Raw genomic sequence first — 12,502 nt, forward strand, 5'->3', positions numbered from 1 at the left:
GTACCGCACACATTCACATTTGGAAAGGAACGATAAGTTTAAAACAGCACGGCAAATCTGCAGAGGCCCTTCATCTGAAAAGGGCGCTCTTGATCGGCCATCATCATGCGACTGAGCAATCATCAGATTTGCTTTGGAAATGCCTCACTGGATCTGAGGCTTCTAGACCTAAGCTCTGCCAAGCCCTGCTGAATGTGGCCGGCGTGCTCACCAATCGCGAATATCGCTCCGCGGAGCCGCTATTGAACTCGTAGTTGCCCTCGACATAGTCTGGCCAAGGCGTGAAGGGCTGCTGATAATCCGATTGAGGACAAATGTTACAACGAGGAAGAAATTGATCTAGGCCTGCAGCATCGCTAGAAGTTCCTGGTTTTCCTTGCCGCCGACTTTCCTCGCCAACGCGGTGGCGGCCTCGACGCGAACCGCCATGGGCAGTGGTGCGTGCAGCGCGATCATGCGCAGTTCGACCTTCACGAGCGCAGCCAATTTGCAACGCGCGAGCTGCAACACTAGCGTGAGGCAATCGCCATTTGCGAGGTCGAACCTTACACCCTGCTTGAACGGTACGCGCGCGACTTTTGCCGCACCGGACACATCACCGGTGCGCTCGAGTGCGAGCGCGTAAGGTGCCATAGCGGCCCACAGCTCAGGGCTAGCCGGCTGTGCAGCGGCTTTATCCAATGCCACATCCAGCAGCATTTTCTGTGCGACGTACTTCTGCTGCTCCGCCGCGGCGAGCGCCTCCAGCGACTGCACCAATTCCGTCTCGCCCAGCGCGCTGCTGTTCAAAAGGCCAAGCCAAATTCGGCCAGCGCGCTCGGCTACCCATTCGAGCATGCGCGTACGCTCATGATCGTTGGCCGGCTTCGGAAGTGCTATGAGCGCTGCGCACCTGCGCAGCATCCATGCCGCATCAGGCTGCGGGTCGCCTTCATCCTCGTCCCCGCACAACGCGCCGAGCGCGTGCAAGGCAATACCGAAATTGCCTTCATCGCTCGCGAAGACGGATAGCGAGCGCAGCGGCATTCCATCGCCCGGCTGTTCAAGGCAGCGCAAGAGCACCGGTTCCAGCGGAACTTGGCCATGCCCCAGCACCCCCATGATACTGACCGCATCCTTGCCGCTGACGCTGGGCTGGGCGAGCAAATCCACCAGACCCTCACTCCACACCGGGAAGTATTTTTTCGCGGCCTCAGCCATTTGGACGAGCACCGCTGGCGACCATGGGCCGGATACTATTTCCCCCGCCATCGCGATGCCCTCCAGTTCTTCTACCGTGCGCCCTGGGGGCTCGCCGATCTCCTGTGCGATACCAAGCACCTGATCCACCGTCTCCTGCGTCCAGCCCAGCTCGGCCAACGTCGTCACCGCATGCAGCCGCACCGCCGCGGGCACGGTGCTGTCCCGCGCCACATCGCCCAGGCTCGTCGCATCGCCCAGCTGTCCCAGGCAGCGCACCGCAAACCGCGCGGCCATGGGGTTGATGCCGTCCGTGCGTATGACTCGCGCAATATGGCCCGAACACCCCATGTCCATGAGATAACGGATCTCTTGGGCGCCACCCTGCGCGCCGGGCGCCGTCAACACATGCATGCATTCGTCCGCGGCAATGCCCACCTGGCCGGCGGCACCCAACCTCACTACGCAGCCGTCCCACTTCGGCGTACCACGCAGCTGCACCAGCAATTGCGCGATTCGCGTGCTCGGCGTCTCGCCGCCATCCCCAGCCAGCCACGCCAACGTCGACGCAAAACGCGCGGTGAGTGGCAACGACGTATCGGCACTAGCGCGGTCCAGCATGTCAAGCCGCCGCGCATGGCCCACCCCCTCGACGAGTGCGGCCAACGCCGCATCACTCAAGGCAGCGTCCTGCAGCAAGGACAGCACCGCGTCCGCATCGAGCGGCGCGAACGGCTCGGCAAAGAGGACGGCCGCCTGCGCATAAGCCCGTAGCGTGGGAGTTTCGGCCACGCCATCACGCAGCTCATGTACCCACGCGGCGCATGCCTGCGCGTCCTGCGCTGGTGCGCACATGGCGGCCAGAATTGCGGGTACGGAAGACTTCAGCGGCGGGCGCTCCGCGATGCCGGGCACCGCCAGCGCGCGCCGTAGCATCGCTATGTCGCCCTCGCTCTCTACATCGAAATCGCAGAATGCCAGCAGCTGCCCGGCTTGCGCTGCCATCGCGCTGTCGCGGTAGCGCCGCCATCCTGCGGCGGTCGCAGCAAGGCGGGTGTCGGGCGAGATGTCGCCAGCATCAAGCACCGTCTGCAGGTGCGCGGCTGAGCAGTACTCCGCGATCACCTCCGCCACCCTCCATTCCTCGGCCGCCCGGAGCTGGCGCTCACCGTCCGTCCCATACCGCAACGCGTCGATCATCCGCGGGGCGGCAACGTCTCCCTCACCCGCTCGCGCCAGCAGTGTAGCGGCCGCCAGCGCCACGCCAGGCTCCGCATCCAGATAGTGGCGCAATGCGGCGCTGCCGGCCTGGTCGAGCGTGAGCTCCAGAAAAGCCCACATGCGTATCGCGCACTTCTCCGGGTTCTCGTCGAACTCCTTCACCAGCATCTGCACGAAGCGCTCGCGCCGTGTGAGCAGACGCAGCACGTCCAGCGGGTTAGGCGAGCGGAACTCAAGGAATATTTCGGCGCAGGGGTTCCAAGAACTCAGGCGGTTGAACAGCGCGGCCGTCACTTCCGCCTCATTTTCTGCAGGTAGCTGCACGCCTTCGGCCACCGCCATGCCAGTGAACTGCAATCCTCTGAGCGAGCTTTCCATGAGCGACGAGAGCAGCGACCAAATCTCGCGCTGAGCCGCCTCGCCCTGTTCGCTCCAGCGCGCCAGAGCCAGCAGCACGATCTCGCGCCAGCGCGGTTCCGACCACTTGCGCACCATCGGCCACATGGCTGCGGCCAGTGGCGGCGTGCCGGCCGTGATGGCTTGTGCGGCCAGCGCCTCGCGGATGGTGTTGTGAAAAAACTCCAGGCGCCCGGCCGTGCCGCTAATGAAAAGGCCGCAGCCCAGCATGAGGTCGTGTATCAGCACCCATTGCTTGTCGGCCTGTCCCGAGCCCGCGGGTACCACGGGCAACACACCGTCGTCCTGCGCGATGCGCACCAGAGGCAGCACAAAGTCGTCCGTGCCCAGACCAACACTGCCGTCCTGGATTTCCACCGCCAGACGCCTGGCGTACTCCAGCCGCTTGCCCCACAGAACTCCCGCGAGCGCCTTGCCGTCGCGTGAACGGTCCAGTTTGATGCACCGGTTTTCGAAGCCCTCCCAGGCTTTCTCCTCGCGCTCCTGCAGCATGAGTTCGACGAAACGATCGTACAGGTCACTGCGCCGGCGCGGCAGCGTGCGGCCCGGCGAGCGCTCGAACACGACAGCAGCCATCGTCGCCAGCGCGGGAATCGCGGTAAGCCCCTCCATGCGCGACAGCCGCACTTCATCGATGAATTCCTGTGCCAGTCGCGCCGGCGCCTGGCCAGCGAACCACGCGCCAGCAAACGCCTCCAGCTGCAGGCTGGTGAAGGGCTGCAGTACAAAGTGCTGCGCCAGAGAGGGTGGAAACTCATCCAGTACAGCCAGCGGACGGCTGGCAAGCACGAGACGCACCGGGCTGCCGCGAAACGCCGGCATGCTGCAGCGCAGCCGCTCCACGATACGGCTGCGGTCTCCCACATCGACGACCTCATCCAGGCCATCCACCATCAGCAGCCATGACGCCTGCGGCGGCAGCGACTGCGCATCGTCGCCCAGCTCCGCATGCAGCACGCTGCCCCAATCCGCGGCCGCGAGCTTCGCCGCGTGAACGATAACGGGCACCAGCCTGCGTACCTGTCGCGTGCGCCAGTGTTTTGCCGCGAGCGACGCAAGCCAGCGCAGCAGCACGGACTTGCCGGTGCCCGGGTCACCGCGCAGCACCAGGTGCCGCGTGTCGGCATACAGCACGTCCAGAAGGGTGTCGGCGCCGTGCATGCCCTGCGGTGGCGCGGCGCCGCCGCGCTGCGGGTTGTGCGGCGCGCGGAAGCGGGGAGTGATGAAGATGTCGGAGAGCTTCGGCGCGGCACGGCGCAGAAAGGGTAGGCGGTGCGTCGGCCGGTCCCACTCCGGCTCCTGAAGCGAGAAATATTGCGACACTGTGCCGGCGGATTGCCATTGCGCCGGCGCGCGGTCGCGCCACTTGCAAAGCTGTGCCCATGCGTCGTCCAGCCGCGTGGCGAAAAGTGTGACCTGCGCCAGATTCTCCGGGTAGCCAGTCAGCACGCCGATGACGGCGCCTCGCGCGTCGAGCACGGGCCCGCCCGACATTCCGCGCATGAAATTCTTGGGGCCCTGCGGGCAATTAAGCACCAAGTGGTGCATGCCGTTCGCCGCAGAGCGGGGCGAGGACACCGCGCCGTTCAGCGGGAAGCCGGAGGGGTATCCCACCGGATGACCACAGCTACACCATTTATCGTCCACGCCCCAGTCGCCGTCGTCGTTCATGGGTAGTGCGGGCGGGTTCAGCTTGCCGTTGTCGAAGCGCAGCAACGCCACGTCGTAGAGCTCGCTGTAGTCTATGCGTTTCGCGCTGGTCTCTCCGGCTGCGCATACGAGCATCTGTTCGTCGAATTCCCTCACCACGTGCCATGCCGTGATGGCGAGGCCGGGGCCGCACACCCAGGCTGTGCCTAGGTGCGTACGTGAAACGTCGGCAGCGCAGACCATGAGGACGCTTTGCTCCATTGCGACCATGCGCTGTTCACTCCCAGGCCGCGACGAGCTCCGGGCTGCGCCAGTAAACTGAATGCAGCCATCCGCCCGCGTCGGCAATGGTGCTTGCGTTGGTCTGCACCTGAACGTCCTGCGGCGCGCCGCCGCCGCTCAGGCGGAACACCGAGGCCGTAATGAATGCCAGCACGTCCAGTGGATGCCACAGGTTTATCCATCGCGCGATGGATGCCGGCAAGACGACGGGTTGCGCGTGCCGGTAAGGTGCCAGGCCGTTGCGCGGCGTCATGATGTGGAAAAACGCGGGCTGGCTGCCGAAGGTGACGAGTCGCTCAATATGCAGCGTGCGTCCGCACGCGCCCAGCGCTGCGTCCAGCACCAGCAGGCCGCCTAGACTGTGCGCCATGACGTGCACTGGCTTGCCCTCCACACCCCAGCCAGCGGCCTCAGAGTCGAGCCGCGCGAACAGGCGCTCATGGATTTTCTGGCGGTTCTGGTGGTAGCCCACCACATCGCCAAGAGTGAGCGCGATCGGCCCCGCCAGCTTGCCGCGCACGAACTGGTTGAGCGTGCCGCCTACGGCACCGGTGATCCTGCCGATCATCACGTCAGCCGCGTTGATCACCGCCTTGACCGCGCCTAGTACCGATGACGCGAGGTCGGCGCGCACGATAAAGGTACCGCTACGCACGTTGAATTCACCGCCAGGCGCCTGCTCGGCAAGCGCGGCGGCAACCAGGTCACCCACCGCGTTGAGCACTTCAGGGTCGGTCACGTCTTTCACAAATGTCGACTGCGCCACCGCAATGCGGATGGCCTCCTGCACGTCCGTTTGTGGATCGGTGCGAACGTGAAAGCCGCCTTGCGTTGGCATCTCGCCCGTTGCACGCACCGTGATGGCCTGCGCAGCTGGCGTGCCGCCATCTATCACCGCGTGCGCTCGCGTAAGGTGGTCGTGGAAGTCGCCGCTATCCTCGCCAAAAGGGAATATCGCGGGCAGCGAATCCATCAGTCCGTCACTGATGCCACCTAGGTCGCCCCAGTACACATCGATCAGCTTGTAACGTTTGCCTACCTGCTCCTGCAGCCAGGCGCATTGCGCAAGGAAGTCTGCATTCGAGCGGTTCGCGATGCCGTGTACTACGAGAAGGGGTTCTGCGTTCATGGTGCGACTGCTCCTTGCGTTTGCAACACGGCATCTGGATGGCCGAAGAAGGAATAGGCGAAACGGGTCGGATCACCGGGCTTGCTACATTTTTCACGGGCACGCTGGAAGGCCAGGCCCAGCGGTTGCTGCCGCGCCTGCTGGTAGAACTCCAGCGCGAAGATCGATGCGGTGTTGTCGCGCACCTCCCAGTTGCTGCCGATGAAGGCGCCCGCGCCGGCGTTGAGGAAACGAGACGCCCAGCTAGTCGCGCCCTGCCATTGCACTGTGGGCGCGGAGCTCGCACAGGCATTGATAAACACCAGAGGCCTGTTCTCCAACACCCCTTGCAGGTGCGCCCCGAGCATGGTCTGCGGGAACGGCTTGTCCAGCGAGATAAAGCTGGCGGCTGCGTCGCCGTAACGCACATGGTTGTGCGCGGCAATGTGCAGCATACCCATGCCGGGGCGTCGGATACCCTTGTTGAGTTCGTCCACGGTTTTCCAGACGGCCTGCGAGGGAAATATTTTTTGCAGCGCATCGACCTCGTCATTGGCGGCCTGCGGTGCGCTGGACGGGACCACGTACACCGATTCCCCCGCTCCGACATCCCCCGGGGCACCCGCACCAAAACGCCAACGGCTGACCAGCCACTTGTCGGAGATGAACCCCATCTCCGGACCGCCTGCAGTGTGGGCGAACATCAGCTCCCACGGAGTCATGTCGTCGTCGGAGACGATGTCTAGCCGATCGATACCGTTCCAGCACACGGTGAGCACGTCTTTGATCTCACGGGGCAATAGGCGATACCAAATATCAGAGCCGATGCCGCTCAGTATGGTTTCCACCGCGCCATCGGTGTAGCCGGCCACCCCCCGCGCAAGTCCGTTGGCCTGCGCCATCAATTTGGGCATCATCACGTCGAGGTCTTCGTCGAGCGTCAGCTCCCCTTTATGCGCGCCGGTCGCGTCGCCGAGCAGCAAGAACCGGTACGTGCGATCCCTTCGCGAATAGTTGATTGTCAGCGTTGCCTTACGCGCCATGCGTGGTGCTGCCGCGATGCCCGACTTCACGTCCTGCAGATCTGGTGCTCCTTGTTTTGCAACCATCATGCTGATGCGCAGGTCCCCGAGATACGCTTGGTCCGTGTGTGCACGCAGCACGACTTCAACTGAGCCGAGCGCGGTGGCTTGCAGGGCGATCTCGATTTCGGGTGACTTCTCGCCGGGTGACACTCGAACCATTTGACTGGCGGGGCCCAGCAGCTTCAGGTTATTGCCCGCGATGGCCTCCACGGTGATCATCAGGCCGCTAGACGGAATGGCGACCTCAGCCAATGGGGTGGATGGACCATTACCACCCGGCACGACATCAATGCAGGCGATGATGGAGAATTTCGCATCGGGCACGACTACCAAGGGCGCGCGGGCGGTGAGGTGTCGCTTTTCGAATCTGGAAATAGGGGCTGCCCGCTCGCCATGCCGTGCGGATGCCTCTTCGTCTGAAACAGAAGTCTCTGCCAGCACAACAGGGCTTGGTACGACCGCCGCTGAGTCATCCATACCGGACGATGGCTCGGAAACGCGCTTCCCGGTGGACATCGGAACCGTGTACGGCACGCTGGCATCGTCCAGATATACCGTGTTAATTCCATCCCCATAATCCTGGATGAAATTGCTTTTCAGGATCACGAGCTTGCGGATGTGAGCCAAGCTTTCGCTCTGCGGCATTCGCAAACTCATGCGATGAATCTTCGTGATATCATCCCAAGTCTGCAGCCAATCGGTGTCGCCACTCAGGTGCAGCCGGTTCAGGTTAGCGAAATCTTTCTTCAGTCGGCGCAGCAGCTCCGAATCGCCAGGAGACTTGGCATAGAGCTTTGCAGTATTGAGGTATTGCTCCAGCATGAGGTTGATCACCTCAGGTTCGATCACTCTTTTGCTCATGGCCTCCTCCAAAGTCTGACGCCATTTTGTAGCACTAAGCCTTCGCCGAAAGGCACAAAGAAAAAGGCCTGTGTCAGAGCAGACGACATCGTCATTACTTGCCTTCCAATGCTTTGAATCCCTCCATCAGCCTCGGCTGCTTCAAAGTCGTAATCAGTCTCCCAAGCATTACTTCAATGTGGCTACGCAATCTACCTTGGTGTCCCACCAAACATCCGGTCCTTCCATCCAGCAGCATGAGGTTCGGATATCTGACCTCTAGAGTGCAAATTCTGACGATTACCTAGCCATACTAGTACCGTTCCTGAACAAGCGCTTTCAAAGCCCAGGCTGAAAGCTGCCTCATTGATGAGTGCATCACTTCGTGAACAGGCGGGGTACCCGGCGGTTCAAGCTCCGGTATAGCACCTGAGCGGGCCACGATGTACATTCGATGCCCCCGCCCCTACCGGTGCCCCCATGCCTCGCTACTCCATCCCTACCTCGAGCGTTCAAGCGCTTTCTCCGGACACCGTAGAGCTGCTGCGCTCAGTGGTCGCTGCCTTCCGCAAGTCCTGCGATGCGATCCATCTGCAGAATCGCATGCCGTCCTGCATGACCAACTTCCCCGGCGGCTGTTGCGGCAACTGCTCAGAGATCCTGGGCGACTACTTGATCAGCCGCGGTCTGGCTCAGGCCGAGCTCGTCCGGGCCGACAAAGGCGGAAAGTCGCATGCCTGGATTGAAGTTGGAAACCTGGTTATTGACGTCACCGGTGATCAGTTCCCCGGTAGGCCGAGCGTCTATGTCGATGCAGCCGACGCCTGGTTCAAGAAGTGGAGCATCGATGGAAGAAGGAAGTCGATCTACGACTTCAGCTTCCGATTGCTGGGAGAGAATGAACTTCGTGCGGAGCTGCACCGGCACCTAGATGAGCACTTCCATCTGTGCGAGCTGCCTAACTGATCAGAAAAATGGGGACAGAATGCAAACAGTGGTCAAGTGGAGTGCAATTTCGCAAAGGTGACCCAACTGGAAAAGTCTGGATTCAGGCCAGTCTCACCTATTTCCAAAGTTTTCTAACCGAGTCTCACTTATTAGTGAATATCGCCTCGTTTATTTCTTCATGAAAACACACAGGAATGAGGCCTGTGGGCTCGGCATTTCTCAACAAATTCTTTTTGTCCCAGCGGCTCGCGACCGCAACCCGGTGAAATAACCCTCGCCCATCATGGCGTTCTATTTCTCGACGAACTTCCGGAATTCGATCGCAAGGTGTTGGAGGTGTTAAGGGAGCCGCTTGAATCCGGTCACATCGTAATCTCCCGCGCCAAGGATCGCGTCCGCTTCCCGGCCCGTTTCCAATTGGTAGCCGCGATGAACCCGTGCCCCTGTGGATATCTTGGCGAACCCAGCGGCAAATGCAGTTGTACACCAGACATGGTCCAGCGTTACCGCAACAAACTGTCGGGGCCGTTGCTGGACCGAATCGACCTGCACCTGACCGTCGCTCGGGAAGCCACGGCGTTGAACCCTGCGCTGAAACCCGGTGATGACACCGCTACCGCCGCAGTGCTGGTTGCCGACGCCCGAGAGCGACAACAAAAACGCCAGGGCTGCGCGAACGCTTTCCTTGATCTGCCGGGCCTGCGCGAACACTGCAAGTTATCCACAACCGACGAAACCTGGCTGGAAACGGCGTGTGAGCGATTGACCTTGTCGCTGCGAGCGGCCCATCGACTGCTTAAAGTCTCACGCACCCTGGCGGACCTTGAGCAGGTTGATGGCATCACCCGCGATCATCTGGCTGAGGCGCTGCAGTACCGGCCGAGCACAAACTGACCAGAATTACTCCTTGGAGAGATCAACTAACGGCGTCTGTCGTACCTCGGCTTCCCGAGCGCCCTGAATCTCGCTCACCCGATGCAACGCCTTATCCACAGCCCCCTTGTCCGCCAGCAAGCTGTACTTGATCTGAAACTGCTTCTGCTCTTTAACTCCAATCGTCGGCACCAAACCGATCGGCCGCTGATACCGGCGGTTATAAGAAAAACTCGTCCCCGGCTCCAACCCGGTCACATATCCCTGCCCTTGCGTATCGGTGTTCTTCCACAACGAAAACACAGGCAACTGCTGAGTATTAAACCCAACCGACACCCCAAGGCTCCCTGCCTTGTTATGCAGCACGGTCAACGTGTCACCTTTGGCATCGCCATAAGGCACAATGTTGTAAACCGTTTCGTCATAGTCCTTGGTCGGTGCGCGATAGGTCTGCCAATCCGCCAGATCCCCTTTGGCCTTGTCGTTGAACGGCGACACCTGTTTGACCGGCGCCACAAATCGGGCGCCCTGCTCAAGGAACGGCGTACTGAAGTTACTGTGGTAAAGCGCCTGGTATTCCTTCGGATAATCACCGCTGTTGGTCAGGGTGTCATTGAGGGCAAATGCAACGCTGCCGGGCTCAGTGACCAGTTCAGTCATCACCGAGAAATCGACTTTCTTGAACGCCTGCTCTTTGAGTTCGCCGCGCAGGCTGATCGCGTAAGGCGGTTGTTCATCGATATGCAGGGTAACTTTGCTGGCCGGGATATTGGCGGCGCGGCCATGCAGGGTCAGCAGTTCGCCGTTGTCCATGCCTGGATGGCCGACCCATTCGTAGCCGCAGCGGGTCACCAGCTCGTTGAAGCCTTCGAGCCAGCCCAGGCCGCCACGACCGTTGAGCTCGATGAAGGACGGATTGACCACGTCCTTGACCGGCGAATCCCAGCCCATGCGCACATTACCGACCGACGCCTGCAGGACGTTCATCCCGCGAGTCGGCACCACCGAGAGTTTCATCGTGCCGTTATCGATGTCGACGATGCTGACGCCCTCTTGCCGACCGCCGTGCAAGGTACGAAGGGTCACGGAGAAGGGTTGGTCGGTTTTCACACCGAGTTGCTGGCTGGTGATCTGCCAGTTTTGCGCGGCCTTGTCGCTGTCGAGCAGGACGTAATCCCAGGCCATGGCGTGGGAGGCGGACAGCGCGCCAAGGACAACGAGGAGTTTGAGCGGGGTCATGGGGAAAGCCTTTCTTGGAGTTGTGCATTTTTTATAGCGCTGATGAAACGATTCAGCAAGCTTAAAAAAACTTACGCCCGAGCCTTCCCAAGCCAATTAAAATTGACCTTATGCAACCTCCGCACGCTTACGTTAGTCTCATAAGGTTTGAACCTCCGGCAGATTGACGGCGATATCATAATGACATTAAGTTCGCCCGCTAATTGCAGGAGCACGTACAGACACATTTGTCTGTCATTTTTGCGCAACGGATCGTATGGAGTTTGAATGCGCGGGGCACTATTACGCAGCGGTAAGAGCGGGTCATTCACTGCCCTCGGCGAAACAGGTCAACCGGTCTACCGGGCAGCCCTGCAATTGCGCGAAGCCATTCGCCGCAAGAACCCCGATTTGGTCGATCATCTGGCCATCCCTCAAAGCGATGAACTCGGCAACCGGATCGATTGGTACAGCGGCCTCGACGGCGATGTGATCCCGTGGAGCAGCGCGACCGAAGAAGAACGTGCCCCTGCCCGCCGCCAGCTTGAAGCCCTCAAGACCGCGCTCGAGGAGTTGAGCCAGCGTTTCCTGGGTACTGACTCCGCCGAACAGCAGCAAGGCGACAAAGCCGTGTTCGGCAAGCTACTCAAGCGCGTGATTCATTTCCCGGACGAAAACTTCGTCTACCTGGTGCAAGGCAAACCGGTGCTGACCTTCTGGGGTTTCGAGCATGCCGGTACCGGCAATGGCGATCCCCTGCACTGCCTCTATCAGGTCCCGCCCGCGTTCACGCTGCCACCCGTGGTCGAAGCGCCTGTTGTCGCGCCCGTCGTGCCGGTGGTTGCTCGTCCATGGTGGCGTCGCTGGTGGTGGCTGTTGCTGCTGCCGTTCCTGCTGCTGCTTTTGTGGCTGTTGCTCGGCCTGCGCGGTTGCGTCCCGCTCCCATTGGTTGCGGTAGACCTGCTGCCCGAGGGCGTCGTGCCGGTGGAAAAACAGCTGGAAGAGCCGCCACTGACCGGCAATGTCACAACGCTCAATGGCGTCCCCGTGACTGGCACCGTCGTAGGCGCCACCAACGGCACCGGCACCGCCATAACCGGAACACAGGGTGTGGAAGCGCCGGCCGTCGAGGGTAACGAGGGTAACAAGGCTGACGCAGCACCCGCCGACTTGACCAAGGACCCAGCCAAAGACCCGGCAGCCGAAAACAAAACCGCGCCACCCGAAAACAAAACCGCGCCGCCGGATGTCACATCGCCCGAGGCAGAAAAATCCGCTGCCGCAAAACCCGGCCCTCCCCTGAGTATCCCGCCAGACGCCGCCGACGGTGCCGCCAGGTTTCTCGATGGTCAGTACAGCGCAGGCGCCGGAATACAGGACCGCCGGACCGGCAAACCGCTGCGTCTGGAATACCAGCTCAAGGACGGTAAGGGCCAAGTCACCGTACACCAGGCCGACGGCTCGAAATGTAGCGGGCCTGTGAGCGCTACTATGAAGGGTGGCAGCCTGGCCATCGACAGCCAGGGCCAGGCCGTTTGCGGCGATGGCAGCACTTACGACATGCCCAAGGTCAACTGCCGCAAAGGGGCGACCACGGTCGCGGACTGCACCGGCGGTTACGGAAAAGAACAATTCCCCATGTCCATGCGGCAAGTGGCCGAATAAAAACGGAATAACCCGA

7 protein-coding genes are annotated in these 12,502 nt (G+C 61.4%); 3 read left to right on the forward strand and 4 right to left on the reverse strand.

Annotated features, from left to right (window positions below; genetic code table 11):
• Positions 1 to 339 precede the first annotated feature (339 nt).
• From RS887_RS24870 to RS887_RS24880, 3 genes are read right to left on the reverse strand one after another with little or no spacing between them, the layout of a single operon-like run.
• On the reverse strand, positions 340 to 4,737 hold the full coding sequence (locus RS887_RS24870) for a trypsin-like peptidase domain-containing protein (protein WP_322617476.1): 4,398 nt from the start codon (positions 4,735 to 4,737) through the stop codon (positions 340 to 342).
• A gap of 7 nt (positions 4,738 to 4,744) precedes the next feature.
• Positions 4,745 to 5,878: a hypothetical protein gene (locus RS887_RS24875; RefSeq protein ID WP_322617477.1), complete on the reverse strand. Its 1,134-nt coding sequence runs from the start codon at positions 5,876 to 5,878 to the stop codon at positions 4,745 to 4,747.
• Entirely contained in the window at positions 5,875 to 7,803 is a 1,929-nt protein-coding gene (locus tag RS887_RS24880; protein ID WP_322617478.1) for a CHAT domain-containing protein, read from the reverse strand. Before RS887_RS24880 ends, RS887_RS24875 begins: the two co-directional genes overlap by 4 nt.
• A gap of 459 nt (positions 7,804 to 8,262) precedes the next feature.
• Between RS887_RS24880 and RS887_RS24885 the strand changes: the two genes are divergently transcribed.
• The gene (locus RS887_RS24885; RefSeq protein ID WP_322617479.1) at positions 8,263 to 8,748 is read left to right on the forward strand and encodes a hypothetical protein; all 486 of its coding nucleotides are present in this window, start codon (positions 8,263 to 8,265) and stop codon (positions 8,746 to 8,748) included.
• Positions 8,749 to 8,931: 183 nt separating this feature from the next.
• The gene (locus tag RS887_RS24890) at positions 8,932 to 9,624 is read left to right on the forward strand and encodes an ATP-binding protein (RefSeq protein WP_322617612.1); all 693 of its coding nucleotides are present in this window, start codon (positions 8,932 to 8,934) and stop codon (positions 9,622 to 9,624) included.
• A gap of 6 nt (positions 9,625 to 9,630) precedes the next feature.
• On the opposite strand, the gene RS887_RS24895 is transcribed toward RS887_RS24890, so the two are convergent.
• On the reverse strand, positions 9,631 to 10,842 hold the full coding sequence (locus RS887_RS24895) for an aldose 1-epimerase family protein (RefSeq protein WP_322617480.1): 1,212 nt from the start codon (positions 10,840 to 10,842) through the stop codon (positions 9,631 to 9,633).
• 267 nt (positions 10,843 to 11,109) lie between these two features.
• Between RS887_RS24895 and RS887_RS24900 the strand changes: the two genes are divergently transcribed.
• Positions 11,110 to 12,486, forward strand: a complete 1,377-nt coding sequence (locus RS887_RS24900) for an SrfA family protein (RefSeq protein ID WP_322617481.1) — start codon at positions 11,110 to 11,112, stop codon at positions 12,484 to 12,486.
• The last annotated feature ends 16 nt before the right edge of the window (positions 12,487 to 12,502 follow it).

The organism is Pseudomonas sp. BIC9C (genome assembly GCF_034541995.1).
GTDB lineage: Bacteria > Pseudomonadota > Gammaproteobacteria > Pseudomonadales > Pseudomonadaceae > Aquipseudomonas > Aquipseudomonas fluorescens_CC.

Excerpts from the sequence above, each read along its gene's own strand:
- RS887_RS24870 (WP_322617476.1), bottom strand. The coding sequence starts at position 4,737 with ATGGTCGCAATGGAGCAAAGCGTCCTCATGGTCTGCGCTGCCGACGTT.
- RS887_RS24875 (WP_322617477.1), bottom strand. The coding sequence starts at position 5,878 with ATGAACGCAGAACCCCTTCTCGTAGTACACGGCATCGCGAACCGCTCG.
- RS887_RS24880 (WP_322617478.1), bottom strand. The coding sequence starts at position 7,803 with ATGAGCAAAAGAGTGATCGAACCTGAGGTGATCAACCTCATGCTGGAG.
- RS887_RS24885 (WP_322617479.1), top strand. The coding sequence starts at position 8,263 with ATGCCTCGCTACTCCATCCCTACCTCGAGCGTTCAAGCGCTTTCTCCG.
- RS887_RS24895 (WP_322617480.1), bottom strand. The coding sequence starts at position 10,842 with ATGACCCCGCTCAAACTCCTCGTTGTCCTTGGCGCGCTGTCCGCCTCC.
- RS887_RS24900 (WP_322617481.1), top strand. The coding sequence starts at position 11,110 with ATGCGCGGGGCACTATTACGCAGCGGTAAGAGCGGGTCATTCACTGCC.